Here is a 17,139-nt window from a genome sequence, read left to right on the forward strand (position 1 = left end):
GGGCGATTTCCAGGAAGGTGCGGGTGAGGTCGATGTCCATGCTGTGGGGCGGGGCTGGGGGCGGGTGGCGGCATTCTAAACCAGGGTCGGGGGGCTGCTGGGGGAATGACGGTGGTTTTTTCCGGTAGGGTGTGGTGTTGGGTGAAGGTCCGCAACCCTCTCCCCCCGCCCTCTCCCTGAAGGGAGAGGGGGCTTGGCCGTGCCTGCGGGAAGAATGGCCTACGCCGGATACTTTCGTGCTTGCCGGCTAACGCCACAACATCCGAGCACACCGAACGGTCCCCTCTCCCTTCAGGGCGGGGCGCGCAGCCGAGGGTTAGGGAGAGGGTGCTCTCAGCCTTGGCACCGAAGCCCCGGGGAGCCCCTTCAGCTCACCCGCCGGTACCCACCCAAGACCCCGCGCCGCGACAGCACCCACTGCCACAGCTGGATGTCCCTCGCCCGGAAGGCCCCCGCGCAGGACAGCAGGTAGTAGCGCCACATGCGGTAGAAGCGCTCGCCCAGCTCCTCGGCGAAGCGCGGCCAGCTGGCCTCGAAGTTGCGCGCCCAGGCCATCAGCGTGCGGTCGTAGTCGGCGCCGAAGTTGTGCAGGTCTTCCACCACCAGCAGGCCGTCGGCGGCGTCGCCGATCTGGCCGATGGAGGGCAGGTCGCCGTTGGGGAAGATGTATTTGTCGATCCAGCGGTCCGGCACGCTGCGGCGCTGGTTCTTGCCGATGGTGTGCAGCAGGAACAGGCCGTCGTCGTCCAGGCAGCGCGAGGCGACCTCCATGAAGGTGCGGTGGTTCTTGCGCCCGACGTGCTCGAACATGCCGATGCTGACGATGCGTTCGAAGCGCTCGTCGAGGTCGCGGTAGTCCAGCAGGCGGAACTCCAGCGGCAGCCCGGCGTAGCGCTTGCGCGCCCATTCGCACTGCTCGCGGGAGATGGTCACGCCCACGCATTCCACGCCGTAGCGCTCGGCGGCGAAGGCCATGAAGCTGCCCCAGCCGCAGCCGATGTCCAGCAAGCGCATGCCCGGGCGCAGGTCGAGCTTGCGGCACACCAGGTCGAGCTTGGCCTCCTGGGCCTGGGCCAGGTCCTCGGCGTCCTTCCAGTAGCCGCAGGTGTAGGTCATGCGCGGGTCGAGCATGGCGGCGTAGAAGTCGTTGCCCAGGTCGTAGTGGCGCTCGCCCACCGCCCAGGCGCGGTTCGCCGTCTGCAGATTGCACAGGCGCGCCTGCAGGGCGTGGAAGATCAGCGAGGCCGGGCTGACCTGGTCGACCACCCCGCTGCGCAGCAGGCGGGCGAAGAACTCGTCGAGTTGGTCGCAGTCCCAGTCGCCGTCCATGTAGGCCTCGCCGAGGCCGAGGTTGCCCTGGGCCAGGGCGCGTTGCGGCACGCCGGGGTGGTTCAGGCGCATGTCCCAGGGCTGGTGGCCGTCCAGGCCCAGGCCGGCCTGCTCGAGTAGCGAGCGGGCGAAACGCTGGGCGCGGCTGTCGGCAGCCGCCGGGGTCGGGCGGGAGGTGGAGAGCTCGGAAGGCATGGTGTTTCCCTTGTGTTTTCTAGATATCCGTTGGCGCTCAGGCGTCGTCGCGGTGCAGGCGCAGAACCGCGCGCAGTTCCTCGCGCAGCCAGGCCTGGCGAATGCGCGGCAGGCGCTGGGCGAGGCGCCGCGCCACCCAGCGCTGGCCGCGGGCGACGAAGCGCAGGCGCTCGGCCATCTCCTCGATGGCCATGGCCTTGGCATGGAAGGCGCCGAGTTCGCGTCCGGGCTCGGCGCCCAGGCGCTGCAGGCTGCGGCGCAGGCGGCGGCAGCTTTCCGCCTCGCCCTGGTGCAGCGCGTGCAGGCGCTCCAGAAGTCGTGGATCCTCGGTCTGCCGGGCGCTGTCGAGCATCACCCGGGCGCCGGCGCGCTCGGCGCTCAGCAGTTCCTGCAGCCAGTCGACGAGGTCGGCGTCTTCATCGCCGCCCTGCAGGCGCGCCAGGCTGGCATCGGCCTCCGCCACCAGCTGCGCCAGGCGCTCGGCGGCCGGGCGGATGTCGTGCAGTTGGGCGCAGGACTGGCCGGCGTAGATCGGCATGTCCTCCAGGCGGCCATAGGCGCCGCGCAACGGCGAGTCGGTGGAGAACAGGTAGATGGGGCCGCCGTCCTGCTCGCCGATAACCGGCGTCTCGCGGCGCTCGTGCAGGTTCGCGTAGTCGCCGCGGGTCACCGCATTGGGCAGCACGCGCACCGGCGCCGGCATCGGCCAGTTGCGGAAGAAGGCCTCGGTCAGCAGCGTCTGCTCCGCCTCGGCCTCGACCAGGCAGCGCTTGTGGTAGTCGTGGGCGTAGGATTCGTCGGTGGCGAGGAAGGCCGAGCCGCAGGCCACGCCCTGGGCGCCCAGGGCCAGCGCCGCGGCGATGGCGGCGCCGCTGGCGATGCCGCCGCAGGCCACCACCGGCACCTCGCCCAGGGCCACCAGCTCCGGCACCAGCGCGAAGGTGGAAACCTGGCCGCGCACGTGCCCGCCGGCTTCCACGCCCTGGGCGATCAGCACGTCCACCCCGGCGCGCAGCGCGGCCTCGGCATCGGCGCGGTGGCCCACCTGGTGCAGCACCAGCATGCCGGCGTCCTTGAAGCGGCGGACCACGTCGGCCCGCACGTCCCAGAACAGCGCCACCGCCGGCACCCGCAGCTCCAGGCAGACAGCCACCTGCGCCTCCAGCAGTTCGGCGGGAGTGGCCGCGGGGATCAGGTTGACGGCGAAGGGTTCGTGGCTGAGCTCGCGGTAGGCCGCCACCTCGCGGCGGATCAGCGCCACCGGCTCGCGCACCATGCCCAGGCAGCCGAAGCCGCCGGCGTTGCTCACCGCCGCGACCAGTTCGTGGCGTGCCACGCCGCCCATGCCGGCGCAGAGGATGGGCACCCGGCAACCCAAGAGTTCGACCAGGGGGGTGTTCAGCGCGGGATGAGGCATGGCGGTACTCCTGAAGCCGCAAGGCAGAGCGGCGACAGGACAATGGTAGGCCTTGGGCTTAACTGAATTTAAATGAAATTTAATGGCCGATTAGTTCATTAAAATGAATATGTAAGCCGTATTCGAAAAACCGGATCTACCCCCTGCAAGCCACGCTTTCCTTGCCCATGCCCGCCTGCGGCAAAGGGTCGCGCGGGCGACGGTCGCAGCGTTCATATCAAAATAAGTTTATTCAGCCTTCATTATTATTAATTTGTTGCATGCCTTGACGTTCCGCAGACTGTATCGGCTCCCTGCAAAGGTTCTGGCCCCCCACTCCGACCAGGGTCTTGCACCCGCTGCCACGTTCCCCGTGCAGTGGGGGGAGCAGCCAGTCACCGCGCATTTCGACGGAACCCAAGATGGCCAGCGTGCAAGCCCTCGACAAGAACGACACCTATAACTACGAGATCGTCCGCCGTTTCACCCTCACCACCCTGTTCTGGGGCGTGCTGGGCATGAGCATGGGCGTGGTGATCGCCGCCCAGTTGGTGTGGCCGGAACTCAACCTCGGCCTGCCCTGGACCAGCTTCGGGCGCATCCGCCCGATCCACACCAACCTGGTGATCTTCGCCTTCGGCGGCAGCGCGCTGTTCGCCACCTCCTTCTACGTAGTGCAGCGCACCTGCCGGGTGCGCCTGGTCTCCGACAGCCTGGCCAACTTCGTGTTCTGGGGCTGGCAGGCGAGCATCCTGGCGATGCTGGCGAGCTACCCGCTGGGCATCACCACCTCTAAGGAATACGCCGAGATGGAGTGGCCCATCGCGCTCTGGGTCACCGTGGTGTGGATCGCCTACGCCTACCTGTTCTTCGGCACCATCGCCCGCCGCAAGGTGCAGCACATCTATGTGGGCAACTGGTTCTACGGCGCCTTCATCGTGGTCACCGGCATGGTCCACGTGGTCAACCACCTGGCGCGCCCGGTCAGCCTGCTGAAGTCCTACCCGATCTACTCCGGCGCCACCGACGCCATGATCCAATGGTGGTACGGCCACAGCGTGGTCGGTTTCATCCTCTCGGTGGGCTTCCTCGGCATGATGTACTACTACGTGCCGCGCCAGGCCGAGCGGCCGGTGTACTCCTACCGCCTATCCATCGTGCATTTCTGGGCGATCATCACCCTGTACATCTGGGCCGGCCCGCACCACCTGCACTACACCGCCCTGCCCGACTGGGCGCAGTCCCTGGGCATGGTGATGTCGCTGATCCTCCTGGCCCCGAGCTGGGGCGGCATGATCAACGGCATGATGACCCTCTCCGGCGCCTGGCATAAGCTGCGCACCGACCCGATCCTGCGCTTCCTGGTGGTGTCCCTGGCGTTCTACGGTATGTCCACCTTCGAAGGCCCGATGATGGCCATCAAGACGGTGAACTCGCTGTCCCACTACACCGACTGGACCATCGGCCACGTGCACGCCGGGGCGCTGGGCTGGGTAGCGATGATCTCCATCGGCGCGCTGTACCACATGATCCCCAAGCTCTACGGCCGCGAGCGGATGTACAGCGTCGGGCTGATCAATGCGCACTTCTGGCTGGCCACCATCGGCACCGTGCTCTACATCGCCTCGATGTGGGTCAACGGCATCACCCAGGGCCTGATGTGGCGCGCGGTCAACGCCGACGGCACCCTCACCTACTCCTTCGTCGAAGCCCTGCAGGCCAGCCACCCCGGCTACATGGTGCGGCTGTTCGGCGGCGCCCTGTTCGCCAGCGGCATGTTCCTGATGGCCGGCAACACCTGGCTGACCGTGCGCGCCGGCCAGCGCATCGACCGCATGCCCATCGCCAGCGCCGCCTGAGGAACCCCGCCATGCAACTGCTGCTCGCCCTGGCCACGCTGCTGGTCGTGGCCGTCGCCCCCTGCCTGCACCTGCGCCGCGCCAGCCGCCACGACCTGCAGCAGGCGGCGCTGCTGCCCTTCGCCGACGACCCCGAGGCCGCCGCGCGGATGAGCGCCGCCACCGGCCAGCACTGCGAGCGCCTGTTCGACCCGCGCCGCGAGTGCCGCCTGCGGGCCTGATTTACCCGATCCAGGGACGGATCCCTCCCGCGTGCCTGTCTGGCACTTTTCGGGGCCCACCTCGTTGTTCCGTGAGGTGGGCCCTTTTTTTCGTGGCACATGATGCGTTGGCGTTTTCCGGCGATGCGGGGTGGCGTTTCCAGCTCACCTCCGAGGGGGATTCGGCCATGGTCAAACGGCGGATAACCGCGAACGGTTATTCGCCCTACGTGGCTGAGACTCCCATCCTGAAGGGGGCCAGTCCGTGCCGGGAGAGGATTCGATGCCAGTCGGCAACGCTGGAGCCGCCGGCTGACGCCGTAATGCCCGTTCCTGCCCAACGGTCCCCTCTCCCGCTTGCGGGAGAGGGTTAGGGTGAGGGGCTCTTGAAATGGCCCCCTACGCCCCGCCCTCACCTCCCCCTAGGGGCCCGTAGGGGTTTCCCCGATTTTCGCGCCACCGCGCCAGCCCTATCGTTCGCAGCCATATCCCCCACTGCGTGAGCGCCGCCGTGTTCGCCTATTCGATCTTCTGGACAGGAATCGCCCTGGGCCTCGCCGGCCTGGGTTTCGCCCAGCCGTGGCTGGCCGCGGCCGGGCTGGCCATGGCCGGCGCCGCGGGCATCGTCCTGCGCCCCCGCGCACAACTGCCGGTCGAGCTTCCCGCGCCGGCCGCCGAGGCCCCTGCCGCCGTCGATTGCCAGCCCCTGCTGCACGCCGTGCTGCCGGCCTGGCAGCAGAACCTGGAGCAGGTGCGCAAGCTGCTGGCCGGCAACGTCGGCGAGCTGTTCGCGCGCTTCGCCGCCCTGGCCGAGCGCCTGCAGCAGACACTGGCCCGCTCCGAGAGCGTCACCGGCGGCGAAGGCCTGAGCCACGACCTGCGCCAGGCCCAGCAGCGCCTGCACGAAGTCACCGAGGCCTTCCACGCCGCCAGCGTGCGCAAGAACGAGCTGCTGGCCACCATCGGCAACCTCAGCGGCTACGCCAGCGAGCTGCAGGGCATGTCCAAGCACGTGCAGGACATCGCCAGCCAGACCAACCTGCTGGCCCTCAACGCCGCCATCGAGGCCGCCCGCGCCGGGGAGTACGGGCGCGGCTTCTCGGTGGTGGCCGACGAGGTGCGCAAGCTGTCCAGGCTCTCGGCCGAGACCGGCCAGCGCATGGTCGAGAAGGTCGGCGAGATCAACCAGGCCATCCACGCCACCGTCACCGCGGCGCAGGAGCTGTCCAGCCGCGAGGAAGACAACCTCGACTACCTGGACGGCGTCGCCGCCGACATCCTGCGGAACCTCTCGCGCAACCTCGAAGCGCTCAGCGCCAGCGCCGGCGAGCTGCAGCACGACACCCGCGTCACCCAGGCGGACATCCAGGAAATCATCGTCGGCCTGCAGTTCCAGGACCGCAGCGACCAGATCCTCGACCACCTGCAGGGCGACATCGGCCGCCTGCACCAGGCCGTCGCCAGCCGCGATGCCGCCCTCGCCCAGCCGCAACGCTGGCTCGGCGAGATGCGCCGCCAGTTCACCACCGACGAGGAACGCAGCGCCCGCCCGGCGAGCCGCGGCGCCGCCTCGGACGTCACCTTCTTCTGATCGCCCCGGAGCCCAACATGGCCAAGACCATTCTCATCGTCGACGACTCCACGTCCATGCGCCAACTGGTCAAGATGACCCTCGCCGGCGCCGGCCACCAGGTCATCGAGGCCGTCGACGGCCGCGACGCCCTGGCCAAGCTCGGCGGCCAGAAGGTGCACCTGGTCATCAGCGACCTGAACATGCCCAACCTCGACGGCATCGGCCTGGTCAAGGCGCTGAAGGCGCGTCCCGAGTACCGCTTTACGCCCATCGTCATGCTCACCACCGAAAGCGAACAGGGCAAGAAGGCCGAAGGCCAGGCCGCCGGCGCCCGCGCCTGGATCGTCAAACCGTTCCAGCCGGCCCAGCTGCTGGCCGCCGTGGACCGGCTGGTGGGCTGAGATGCTGCACCTTTGCGACGAGCCCGGCCGCCCCCTGGCGCTAGCCGGCAGCCTGACCATCTACGAGGTGGGCCAGGCCTGCGCCGCCCTGCGCGAGGCGGTCGCCGGCGCCCGCCTGGAAGTGGCCGGGCAATGGCCGCTGGACCTGTCCCGCCTCGACGAGATCGACACCGCCGGCGTGCAACTGCTGCTGGCGCTGCGCACGCAACTGCAGCGCCACGGCGCCGTACTGGCGCTGCACGCGCCCAGCGAGGCGGTGCGCGAACTGGTCGACCTGTTGCGGCTGCACGCCGCCCTGCCCTATGCCGCCGCAGCGGCCCAGCCCGAGGCCTGATGCCATGCTCGACGGCGAACAATGGAGCGAACTGCTGCGCGGCTTCATCGAAGAAGCCCGCGACCTGGCCCGGCAGGCCGAGGAATGCCTGCTGGAACTGGAGCGCAACCCGGCCGACGGCGAGGCCATCACCCGCCTGTTCCGCGCCATGCACACCCTCAAGGGCTCGGCCGGACTGTTCTCGCTGCTGCCGCTGGTGAACTTCACCCACCACCTGGAAAACCTGCTGATGGCCGTGCGCGACGGTGAGCGCGTACTGACCGCCGAGCTGGTCTCGCTGATGCTGCGCTGCCTGGACGAGATCACCTCGATGGTCGCGCTGATCGACCCGGCCAGCGGCGAGCTGCCGGTAGATGCGGCGCACCAGCGCGAACTGCTAGACGCCCTGGCCGCGCTGACCGGCAGCGAGCCGGAACTGATCCCCACGCAAGCCATCGACTGCCCGGCCCGCGGCCGCCTGGACGCCTGCGCCAGTTGCGAGGCGCAAGGCGCCTGGCACATCTCGCTGCGCTTCGACGGCGAGCTGCTGCGCAACGGCTTCGACCCCGCCACCTTCGTGCGCTACCTCGGCCGCCTGGGCGAAGTGCTCTGCCTGCACCTGATCGACGACGCCGTGCCGGCGCTGGAAGAACTCGACGCCGAGCACTGCTACCTGGGCCTGGAGATCGCCCTGTGCACCTCGGCGGAACGCGCCGCCATCGAGGAAGCCTTCGAATTCATCCGCGATTTCTGCAGCCTGCGCCTCCTGCCGCCGGGCAGCCAGGTGGACGACTACCTGGCGCTGATGCGCGAGCTGCCGGAAAGCGACGAGCGCATCGGCGCCATCCTGGTCGCCAGCGGCCTGCTCGACGAACAGGACCTGGCCCGCGGCCTGGCGTTGCAGGCGCAGCACAGCGACGCGCTCAAGCCCGCCCTGGGCAGCGTGCTGGTGGACCAGGGGCTGGTGCCGGCGCAGGCGGTGAACGCCGCCCTGGCGCAACAGCAGAAGGCCCGCGAGCGCGCCCCGGAAAGCAGCCTGATCCGCGTCGCCGCGCACAAGCTCGACGAGCTGATCAACCTGGTGGGCGAACTGGTGATCAGCGCGGCCGCCGCCCAGCTGCACGCCCGCGCCAGCGGCGACAGCGCCAGCAGCGAAAGCGCGCAGACGGTCAACCGCCACGTGGAGCTGATCCGCGAGGCAGCGCTGAAGCTGCGCATGGTCGAGATCGGCGAGACCTTCTCGCGCTTCCACCGCGTGGTGCGCGACGTCAGCCAGCAACTGGACAAGCGCATCCGCCTGGAGATCCACGGCGCCGACACCGAGCTGGACAAGTCGGTGATCGACAAGCTGGCCGACCCGCTCACCCACCTGGTGCGCAACGCCATGGACCACGGCATCGAGCCGGCCGGGCAGCGCATCGAGGCGGGCAAGGCGCCCGAGGGCCTGCTGCGCCTGAACGCCTTCCACGAGTCGGGCACGGTGGTCATCGAAGTCAGCGACGACGGGCGCGGCCTGGACACCCGGCGCATCCGCGCCAAGGCCATCGAGCGGGGCCTGATCGAGGCCGGCGCCACCCTGAGCGAGCAGGAGCTGCAGCGGCTGATCTTTGCCGCCGGCTTCTCCACCGCCGACAGCGTCTCGGACCTGTCCGGCCGCGGCGTGGGCATGGACGTGGTGCGCAGCGCCATCGAAGCGCTGCGCGGCAGCATCGAGATCGACTCGCGCGCAGGCCAGGGCAGCACCTTCCGCATCCGCCTGCCGCTGACCCTGGCGATCATCGACGGCTTCCAGGTGAGCCTGGGCGACGAACAGTTCGTGGTGCCGCTGGGCCTGATCACCGAATGCATGGAGCTGCCGCCCCACGCCGGCGACGGCGCCTGCGGCTACATCGACCTGCGCGGCCGGCCGCTGCCGTGCATCGACCTGGCCGCGCACTTCGGCCTGCCGGGCAGCCGCGGCGGGCGCCGCAACATAGTGGTGGTCAGCCACGGCCGGCAGCAGGCCGGGCTCGTGGTCGACCACCTGCACGGCGAGCTGCAGACGGTGATCAAGCCGCTCGGCCCGCTGTTCCAGCACCTGCAGGGCATCGCCGGCTCGACCATCCTCGGCTCCGGCCAGGTCGCCCTGATCCTCGATATCGCCACGCTTTTCGCCAGCCTCGACGAACAGCCGACGCACCACCCCGTGGACAGCGATCCACAACAGAGCCACAGGCACCCGCAAGCCGCCGGTGCGCAGGAGACACCCCATGAAATTCATCCGTAACCTCCGGATCGGCATCCGCCTGATCGCCGGCTTCTCCCTGGTGGTGGCCCTGACCACCGCGGTGGGCGCGCTGGGCATCTTCAACCTGAGCAAGGTCAACGACCTCTCCGACCAGATGTACAACCGCGAGATGCTCGCCCTCGACGCCATGCAGGTGGCCAACCTCAACCTGGTGTACATCGGCCGCCACCTGCGCAGCTCGCTGCTGGCCGCCAGCGTCGAGGAGCGCGACGCGACCATGGCCCAGGTGCCCCAGGCCATCAAGACCCTGCACGACAACCTGGAGGCGGCCCGCGCCAGCTTCGTCAGCGACGAAGCCAAGGCGCGCCTGGCGCAGCTGGACCAGCAACTGGCGGAGTATGAGAAGACCGCCCTGCACATCCTCGACCTGAACAAGGCCAGCGGCCGCCTCGACGAAGGCAGCGAGGCCAGCGCCCTGCTGCCGAAGCTGCGCCAGCTGAGCAACGCCGCCGACGACAACATGAGCGCGCTGGTGGAGCAGAAGAAACTCCGCGCCCGCCAGGCCAACGACAGCATCACCGACATCTACCTCGCCTCGCGCCTGCAGATGATCGTGCTGGTGCTGGTCGCCGCCGGCCTGGGCTTCGCCATCGGCATCCTGGTCACGCGCAGCATCGTGCGCCCGCTCAACCGCGCCATGGGCGTGGCCAACAGCCTCGCCGAGGGCGACCTGGGCGTGCGCGTGGAGGTCGACAGCGCGGACGAGACCGGCCGCCTGCTGGGCTCCATGGGCCACCTGGCCGAGCGCCTGCGCAACGTCATGGGCGACGTGCGCGGCGCCGCCGACGCCCTCTCCTCGGCCTCCGAGGAAGTCAGCGCCACCTCCCAGTCCCTCAGCCAGGCGGCCACCGAGCAGGCCGCCAGCGTCGAGGAAACCACCGCCTCGGTGGAACAGATGTCCGCCTCCATCGCGCAGAACACCGAGAGCGCCCAGGTCACCGACGGCATCGCCGGCAAGGCCGCCAGCGACGCGGTGGACGGCGGCCGCGCGGTGCGCGAGATGGTCCAGGCCATGAAGCAGATCGCCGACAAGATCGGCATCATCGACGACATCGCCTACCAGACCAACCTGCTGGCCCTCAACGCCGCCATCGAGGCGGCCCGCGCCGGCGACCATGGCAAGGGCTTCGCGGTGGTGGCCGCCGAGGTGCGCAAGCTGGCCGAGCGCAGCCAGGTGGCCGCGCAGGAGATCGGCGGCGTGGCCGGCAGCAGCGTGCAACTGGCCGAACAGGCCGGCCACCTGCTCGACGAGATAGTGCCCAACATCCAGAAGACCTCCGACCTGGTCCAGGAAATCACTGCCGCATCCCAGGAGCAGAGCGCCGCCGCCGGGCAGATCAACATCGCCATGGGCCAGATGAACCAGATCACCCAGCAGAACGCCTCGGCCTCCGAGGAGCTGGCCGCCACCGCCGAGGAAATGAACGCCCAGGCCAGCCAGTTGCTGGAACTGATCGGCTACTTCCGCTTCGACGAGCAGGCCCGCGCCCACGCGCCCTACCGCGGCAGCGTCGCCGGCACCCCGCGCGAACCCCATCGACCGATGCGCAAGGCGGCCGCCGCGCGGGTGGACGAAGGCCAGTTCGTCAGCTTCGACTGAGGAAAGCGAGCATGGACAACCTGCAGAGCACGGCGCCCGGCGCGGTACAGCACCTGTCGTTCCGCGTGCGCCAGGCGCGCTACGCGCTGCCCATCGAACTGGTGCGCGAGATCATCGAATACGGCCAGGTCACCGCGGTGCCGATGATGCCCGGCTTCATCCACGGCGTGATCAACCTGCGCGGCAACGTGGTGCCGGTGCTGGACCTGGCCGCCCGCTTCGGCATGCCGCTGAGCGTGCCGGACAAGCGCACCTGCATCGTCATCATCGAACTCGAGCTGGGCGACAGCCAGCAGCGCACCGGGCTGGTGGTGGACGCCGTGGACGCGGTGCTGGACATCGAGGCCGCCAGCATCGAGCCGGCGCCGCCCTTCGGCGCCGGCATCCGCACCGAGTTCATCGCCGGCATGGCCCGCGACGAGGCGGGCTTCACCATCGTCCTCGACGTGCGCCGCGCGCTGTCGCTGGACGACATCCGCCAGCTCGGCCTGGCCGCGCAGGCCGGCTGATGCCCACGCGCAACCTGCCGCGCCTGGGCGACGAGGACTTCCGCCGCCTGCAGCGCCTGATGCAGCAGGCCTCGGGCATCCGCATGGGCGAACAGAAACGTACCCTGATGGCCGGCCGCCTGATGTGCCGCCTGCGCGCGCGCGGGCAGCCCGACTACGGCGCCTACCTGCGCCTGCTGGCGCAGCCGGCCGAGGCCGCCGAGCGGCGCCTGGTGGTGGACCTGCTCACCACCAACGAGACCTTCTTCTTCCGCGAGCCGCAGCACTTCGAGGTGCTCGGCGACTGGGCCGCGCGCCGGCGCCGGCCGCTGCGGCTGTGGAGCGCCGCCGCCTCCTCGGGGCAGGAAGCCTTCAGCATGGCCATGACCCTGGCCGAGCGCGGCGCGGCGGACTGGTCCATCCTGGCCACCGACCTCAGCCTGCGGGTGCTGGAGAAGGCCCGGCGCGCCATCTACCCGATGGAACAGGCGGCCCACCTGCCGCGGGGCTGGCTGGAACGCCACTGCCAGCGCGGCATCGGCGAAAGCGCCGGCAACTTCCGCATCGGCGCGCACCTGCGCGAGCGGGTGGCCTTCGCCGAACTGAACCTGGCCCGCGAACTGCCGGCGGACGTCGGCCCCTTCGAGGTCATCTTCCTGCGCAACGTGCTGATCTACTTCGGCGCCGAGGAAAAGCGCGGCATGCTCGCCCGGCTGCTGCAGCGCCTGGTGACGGGCGGGCTGCTGTTCATCGGCCACGCCGAGAGCCTGCACGGCCTGGGCCTGCCGGTGCGCACGCTGTGCCCGTCGGTCTTCGAACGCACGCGATGAGAGGAGCACGGGCGTGATCAAGGTCTTCATCGTCGACGACTCGGCGTTGGTGCGCCAGGTGCTCACCGCCTGCCTGGGCGGGCACCCGGGCATCCAGGTCATCGGCCAGGCGGCCGACCCGCTGTTCGCCCTGGAGAAGATGCGCCAGCAATGGCCGGACGTGCTGGTGCTGGACGTGGAGATGCCGCGCATGGACGGTATCACCTTCCTGCGCCGGATCATGGCCGAGCGGCCGACGCCGGCGATCATCTGCTCCACCCTCACCCAGGCCGGCGCGGCCGTCACCCTGGAGGCCCTGGCGGCCGGCGCCGTGGGCGTCTTCGCCAAGGCCAGCGTGGGCCTGCGCGAAAGCCTGCAGCAACTGGCCGGCGAACTCATCCGGCAGATCGAGGCGGCCGCCCGCAGCCACCCGCGGGCCACGCCGCCGCGCACGCCGGCCACGGCCGTACCGCCAGCCGCCCGCAGCGGCCGGTTCGCCGGCGAGCGCATCGTCGCCCTGGGTACCTCCACCGGCGGCACCCAGGCGCTGGAGCAGGTGCTGCGCCAGTTGCCGGAGGACTGCCCGGGCATCGTCATCGTCCAGCACATGCCGGAGAAGTTCACCGCCGCCTTCGCCCAGCGCCTGGACGGCCTGTGCCGCATCGAAGTACGCGAGGCGCGCCACCTGGACCGCCTGCGTCCGGGCCTGGCCCTGGTAGCGCCGGGCGGCTTGCACATGCAGCTCAGGCGCAGCGGCGCGCACTACCTGGTCGAAGTGCTCGACGGCCCGCCGGTCAACCGCCACAAGCCCTCGGTGGACGTGCTGTTCCGTTCGGTGGCGCGGCACGCCGGGCCCGACGCCCTGGGGGTGATCATGACCGGCATGGGCGACGACGGCGCCCGCGGCCTGCTGAGCATGCGCGAGGCCGGCGCGCGCACCCTGGCCCAGGACGAGGCCAGCTGCGTGGTGTTCGGCATGCCGCGCGAAGCGCTGCGGCTGGGCGCCGCCCAGGCCAGCGAGCGGCTGGCCAACCTGCCACGGGCTATCCTTCAGTTCGCGGGTGGTGACGAATAAGCGCGCCGCCCGCGCGCAAGAGCCGAACCTTGGCCGGAAAAAAGGCTCTGTCCTGAAGCGAAGGCCGTCACGCGCGGCCATGGAACATGGATACAGGAGCTTGTCGCAATGAACCCACAACGGTCGACTGCCCGGGGCCCGGCGAACGCCCGGGGGCAGGTCGTACGGCCATGAGCTGCCGCCTGCTGCTGGCCGACGACCATGCGCTGATCCGCTTCGGCGTGCGCGCCATGGTGGCCAGCCTGGAGGGCTACGAGATCATCGGCGAAGCGGAGAACGGCCGCCAGACGGTGGAACTGGCCCGTGCCCTGCGCCCGGACATCATCCTGCTGGACGTCACCATGGAAGGCTCCAGCGGCCTGGACGCCCTGTGCGAACTGGGCAGCGTGGCGCCGGCCTCGCGGGTGCTGATGCTGTCGATGCACACCGACGCCGAGGTGGTGCTCGCGGCCCTGGAGCGCGGCGCCCAGGGCTACCTGCTCAAGGACGCCGCCCTCAACGAACTGCACATGGCCCTGCGCGCCGTGGGCCGCGGCCAGCGCTACCTGAGTTCGGCCATCGCCGCCCCGGTCATCGCCCAGGCCCTGGCCCGGCAGAAGCCGGCGGCCAACGACCCCGAGCTGACCCAGCGGCAGATCGAGATCCTCCGCCTGATCAGCCGCGGCGCCTCCACCCGCGCCATCGCCACCGGCCTGGGCCTGAGCGTGAAGACGGTGGAAGCCCACCGCGCCCAGATCATGCGCCGCCTGCGCATCCACGACGTGCCCAACCTGGTGCTCTACGCGGTGCGCCAGGGGCTGATCGACCCCAATGACTGACCGGGGCCGCCAGCCCAGCCTATGAAAAGCGTCTAGGCGCAGTCCCGTAGGATGGGTCGAGCGAAGCGATACCCATCACCGCGACCGCATGGGTATCGCAAGCTCAACCCATCCTACGAAAACTGTTCGGCATCGACCTGTAAGCGGACCATGCCCGCGAATCGCGCGCAGGGCGCGCTCCTACAAAGGGGTGCTATGCGTTGCAGGCCGCGCCGGAATGCTCTTCGTAGTCCCGTAGGATGGGTCGAGCGAAGCGATACCCATCACCGCGACCGCATGGGTATCGCAAGCTCAACCCATCCTACGAAAACTGTTCGGCATCGACCTGTAAGCGGGCCCTGCCCGTGAATCGCGCGCAGGGCGCGCTCCTACAAGGGGGTACGGTGCATTGCCGGCCGCACCGGAATGCTCGCCTGCCACGTAGGCGGACTCCGCCGCACATGCAAAAACGCACGCGGCCCACCTCCCTGGCGGGCCGCGTGCGTTACCAACGCTTGTTCCTATCGAATCGTCAGACCTGTTCCTGCACACCTCCTTCCGCGAAGACTTTCACGGGCTTGCTGCTCGGGGAAAGCACGCCGGTCACCACCTGCCAGGCCATCGACAGGGCCCCGACGATGAACACCAGGTCACCGAAGGTGCGTACCCAGCGCAGGGTCTGCAGCAGCGGTTGCTGCATGAACTCCTCGCTGCGGGCGTACCAGAGGCCGACGCTGGCGCTGGCGTGGAACTGGATGATGCCGATGGGCAGCAGGCTGGTGGCGAGCATCAGCACCAGGCCGCCGTTGAGGCACCAGAAGGCGGTCTTCATCAGCCTTTCGTTGAAGTGCAGCTGCGGGCGGATGTAGCGCAGCACCAGCAGGGTGAAGCCCAGGGCGAGGAAGCCGTAGACGCCGAACAGCGCGGCATGGGCGTGGGTCGGGGTGGTGTTCAGGCCCTGGATGTAGTAGAGCGCCACCGGCGGGTTGATCATGAAGCCGAACACCCCGGCGCCGAGCATGTTCCAGAAGGCCACGGCGACGAAACAGGCCAGCGGCCATTTCACCCGCTGCATCCAGGCGGCACGGTTCTTCAGGCGCCAGTTCTCCCAGGCCTCGTAGCCCAGCACCACCAGCGGCACCACTTCCAGGGCGCTGAAGGTGGCGCCCACCGCCATCACCGGCGTGGTGGTGCCGGCGAAGTACAGGTGGTGGAAGGTGCCGGGCACGCCGCCGAGCATGAACAGCGAGGCCGAGGCCAGGCTGGCGGTGGTGGCGGCGCGGCCGGAGACCAGGCCCATGTTGGAGAAGATGAAGGCCAGCGCGGTGGTGGCGAAGACTTCGAAGAAGCCCTCTACCCACAGGTGCACCACCCACCAGCGCCAGTACTCCATCACCGACAGGTTGGTGCGCTCGCCGTAGGCCAGGCCGGCGCCGTAGAACAGGCCGATGGCGATCACCGAGGCCGACAGCAGCGCCAGCAGGTTCTTGTCGCCCGGCTTGGCGAAGGCCGGCAGGATGCCGCGCAGCATCAGCAGCAGCCAGAAGGCGATGCCGAGGAACTTGCCGATCTGCCACAGGCGCCCTAGGTCGACGTATTCGTAGCCCTGGTGGCCCAGCCAGAAGTTCCACTGCGGCGGCATCAGCTGGGCGATGGCCAGGTAGTTGCCGATGAACGAGCCGACCACCACCACGACCAGTGCCCAGAACAGCACGTCGACGCCGAGCTTCTGGTGTTTCGGGTCCTTGCCGCCGTTGATGACGGGCGCCAGGAACAGCCCCGCGGCGAGAAAGCCCGTGGCGATCCAGAACAGCGCGCTCTGGATGTGCCAGGTGCGCAGCAGCGAATAGGGGAACCACTGCGACAACGGGATGCCGTAGAAGTCCTGCCCTTCCACCGTGTAGTGCGCGGTGGCGCCGCCCAGCAGCACCTGGAAGCCGAACAGCCCGACCACCAGCAGCAGGTACTTGCCCAGCGCCCGCTGCGACGGGGTGAGCGCCACCAGGCTGAGCGGGTCCTGCAGCGGCGGCTCCGGTTCCGCCTCCTCATGCCCGCGCAGGAAGGCCCAGGCCCACACCAGGAAGCCCACCCCGGCGATCAGCAGCACCACGCTGACGATGGACCACATGACGTTCTCGGCGGTCGGCTGGTTGCCGATCAGCGGCTCGTGGGGCCAGTTGTTGGTGTAGGTGGCGGCCGACCCCGGGCGCTCGGTGGCGGCGGCCCAGGCGGTCCAGAAGAAGAAGTGCGTCAGCTCCTGGCGCCGCGCCAGGTCAGGCAGGGTGCCCTCCTTCATGGCGAAGCTCTTGCGGCTGTGCTGCAGCGCCGGGTCGTCGCCGAACAGCGCGACGTAATAGTCGGCGGTGTGGCGGATGGCCTCGACGCGGCGAGCGCTCAAGGTCAGCACGCCATCCTCGGCGCGGTTGCCACGGTACTCGCGCTTCAGGCGGGCGAGCAGCACGGCCTGCTGGTCGCCGTCCAGTTCGCCGAAGGCCTTGCCGTACTGCTCGTGGGCGCCGATGTCGAGCCAGGCGCTCAGCTCGCGGTGCAGCCAGTCCGCGGTCCAGTCCGGGGCCTGGTAGGCGCCGTGGCCCCAGATGGAGCCGAGCTGCATCCCGCCCACGCTCTGCCAGGCGGTCTGGCCGTCGAGGATCTCGGTGCCGGTGAACAGGGTTTCGCCGGTCTCGCTGCGCACCTGCGCGGGGATCGGCGGCGCCTGGCGGTAGACCTCGCGGCCGAACCAGCCGAGTATGCAGAAGGTCACGCCGAGCACGGCGATCAGCGCCCACCACAACTTGCGGTATTCACCCATGATGG

14 protein-coding genes are annotated in these 17,139 nt (G+C 69.5%); 11 read left to right on the forward strand and 3 right to left on the reverse strand.

The window, feature by feature from the left end; all coding sequences use genetic code 11:
* Positions 1–366 precede the first annotated feature (366 nt).
* Together cfa and RN02_RS25890 are read right to left on the reverse strand one after the other, a co-directional pair.
* Positions 367–1,524, reverse strand: coding sequence for a cyclopropane fatty acyl phospholipid synthase (cfa, locus tag RN02_RS25885; protein WP_043317931.1), 1,158 nt, complete (start codon positions 1,522–1,524; stop codon positions 367–369).
* A 37-nt stretch (positions 1,525–1,561) separates the two neighbouring features.
* Complete coding sequence (locus tag RN02_RS25890) at positions 1,562–2,941, reverse strand: nitronate monooxygenase (protein WP_043317933.1); 1,380 nt, start codon at positions 2,939–2,941, stop codon at positions 1,562–1,564.
* Between the two features lie 401 nt (positions 2,942–3,342).
* On the opposite strand from RN02_RS25890, the gene ccoN reads away from it, so the two are divergent.
* The 11 genes from ccoN to RN02_RS25945 all read left to right on the forward strand — a co-directional run bounded on the left by ccoN (position 3,343) and on the right by RN02_RS25945 (position 14,343).
* Complete coding sequence (gene ccoN / locus RN02_RS25895; protein WP_009620238.1) at positions 3,343–4,779, forward strand: cytochrome-c oxidase, cbb3-type subunit I; 1,437 nt, start codon at positions 3,343–3,345, stop codon at positions 4,777–4,779.
* Positions 4,780–4,790: 11 nt separating this feature from the next.
* Complete coding sequence (locus RN02_RS25900; protein ID WP_051879175.1) at positions 4,791–5,000, forward strand: hypothetical protein; 210 nt, start codon at positions 4,791–4,793, stop codon at positions 4,998–5,000.
* Between the two features lie 583 nt (positions 5,001–5,583).
* Positions 5,584–6,570: a methyl-accepting chemotaxis protein gene (locus RN02_RS25905; RefSeq protein WP_442965429.1), complete on the forward strand. Its 987-nt coding sequence runs from the start codon at positions 5,584–5,586 to the stop codon at positions 6,568–6,570.
* A 17-nt stretch (positions 6,571–6,587) separates the two neighbouring features.
* Entirely contained in the window at positions 6,588–6,953 is a 366-nt protein-coding gene (locus RN02_RS25910) for a response regulator (RefSeq protein WP_009620233.1), read from the forward strand.
* A 1-nt stretch (position 6,954) separates the two neighbouring features.
* On the forward strand, positions 6,955–7,287 hold the full coding sequence (locus tag RN02_RS25915; protein ID WP_009620231.1) for an STAS domain-containing protein: 333 nt from the start codon (positions 6,955–6,957) through the stop codon (positions 7,285–7,287).
* Positions 7,288–7,291: 4 nt separating this feature from the next.
* Complete coding sequence (locus tag RN02_RS25920; protein WP_043317937.1) at positions 7,292–9,532, forward strand: chemotaxis protein CheA; 2,241 nt, start codon at positions 7,292–7,294, stop codon at positions 9,530–9,532.
* The gene (locus RN02_RS25925; RefSeq protein WP_043317940.1) at positions 9,516–11,153 is read left to right on the forward strand and encodes a methyl-accepting chemotaxis protein; all 1,638 of its coding nucleotides are present in this window, start codon (positions 9,516–9,518) and stop codon (positions 11,151–11,153) included. Before RN02_RS25920 ends, RN02_RS25925 begins: the two co-directional genes overlap by 17 nt.
* An 11-nt stretch (positions 11,154–11,164) precedes the next feature.
* The gene (locus RN02_RS25930; protein ID WP_043317942.1) at positions 11,165–11,662 is read left to right on the forward strand and encodes a chemotaxis protein CheW; all 498 of its coding nucleotides are present in this window, start codon (positions 11,165–11,167) and stop codon (positions 11,660–11,662) included.
* Complete coding sequence (locus RN02_RS25935; RefSeq protein WP_043272606.1) at positions 11,662–12,471, forward strand: CheR family methyltransferase; 810 nt, start codon at positions 11,662–11,664, stop codon at positions 12,469–12,471. The genes RN02_RS25930 and RN02_RS25935 overlap by 1 nt, the downstream gene beginning before the upstream one ends.
* Before the next feature lie 13 nt (positions 12,472–12,484).
* The gene (locus RN02_RS25940) at positions 12,485–13,525 is read left to right on the forward strand and encodes a protein-glutamate methylesterase/protein-glutamine glutaminase (protein ID WP_043317944.1); all 1,041 of its coding nucleotides are present in this window, start codon (positions 12,485–12,487) and stop codon (positions 13,523–13,525) included.
* A 170-nt stretch (positions 13,526–13,695) separates the two neighbouring features.
* Positions 13,696–14,343 carry a response regulator gene (locus RN02_RS25945; RefSeq protein WP_009620218.1) on the forward strand — a complete coding sequence of 216 codons (648 nt, stop codon included), beginning with the start codon at positions 13,696–13,698 and terminating at the stop codon, positions 14,341–14,343.
* A 511-nt stretch (positions 14,344–14,854) separates the two neighbouring features.
* Here the strand turns inward: RN02_RS25945 and RN02_RS25950 are convergent.
* Entirely contained in the window at positions 14,855–17,134 is a 2,280-nt protein-coding gene (locus RN02_RS25950) for a nitric-oxide reductase large subunit (protein WP_043317946.1), read from the reverse strand.
* Positions 17,135–17,139 lie beyond the last annotated feature (5 nt).

Origin of the sequence: Pseudomonas sp. PI1 (assembly GCF_000812405.1) — a bacterium.
In the GTDB taxonomy this organism is placed as follows: Bacteria; Pseudomonadota; Gammaproteobacteria; order Pseudomonadales; family Pseudomonadaceae; genus Pseudomonas; species Pseudomonas citronellolis.

Bases quoted from the DNA above. Each gene is read 5' to 3' on its own strand.
- RN02_RS25915 (WP_009620231.1), top strand. From the start codon at position 6,955: ATGCTGCACCTTTGCGACGAGCCCGGCCGCCCCCTGGCGCTAGCCGGC.
- RN02_RS25890 (WP_043317933.1), bottom strand. From the start codon at position 2,941: ATGCCTCATCCCGCGCTGAACACCCCCCTGGTCGAACTCTTGGGTTGC.
- RN02_RS25930 (WP_043317942.1), top strand. From the start codon at position 11,165: ATGGACAACCTGCAGAGCACGGCGCCCGGCGCGGTACAGCACCTGTCG.
- RN02_RS25935 (WP_043272606.1), top strand. From the start codon at position 11,662: ATGCCCACGCGCAACCTGCCGCGCCTGGGCGACGAGGACTTCCGCCGC.
- RN02_RS25945 (WP_009620218.1), top strand. From the start codon at position 13,696: ATGAGCTGCCGCCTGCTGCTGGCCGACGACCATGCGCTGATCCGCTTC.
- RN02_RS25950 (WP_043317946.1), bottom strand. From the start codon at position 17,134: ATGGGTGAATACCGCAAGTTGTGGTGGGCGCTGATCGCCGTGCTCGGC.
- RN02_RS25900 (WP_051879175.1), top strand. From the start codon at position 4,791: ATGCAACTGCTGCTCGCCCTGGCCACGCTGCTGGTCGTGGCCGTCGCC.
- RN02_RS25905 (WP_442965429.1), top strand. From the start codon at position 5,584: ATGGCCGGCGCCGCGGGCATCGTCCTGCGCCCCCGCGCACAACTGCCG.
- RN02_RS25920 (WP_043317937.1), top strand. From the start codon at position 7,292: ATGCTCGACGGCGAACAATGGAGCGAACTGCTGCGCGGCTTCATCGAA.
- cfa (WP_043317931.1), bottom strand. From the start codon at position 1,524: ATGCCTTCCGAGCTCTCCACCTCCCGCCCGACCCCGGCGGCTGCCGAC.
- RN02_RS25910 (WP_009620233.1), top strand. From the start codon at position 6,588: ATGGCCAAGACCATTCTCATCGTCGACGACTCCACGTCCATGCGCCAA.
- RN02_RS25925 (WP_043317940.1), top strand. From the start codon at position 9,516: ATGAAATTCATCCGTAACCTCCGGATCGGCATCCGCCTGATCGCCGGC.
- ccoN (WP_009620238.1), top strand. From the start codon at position 3,343: ATGGCCAGCGTGCAAGCCCTCGACAAGAACGACACCTATAACTACGAG.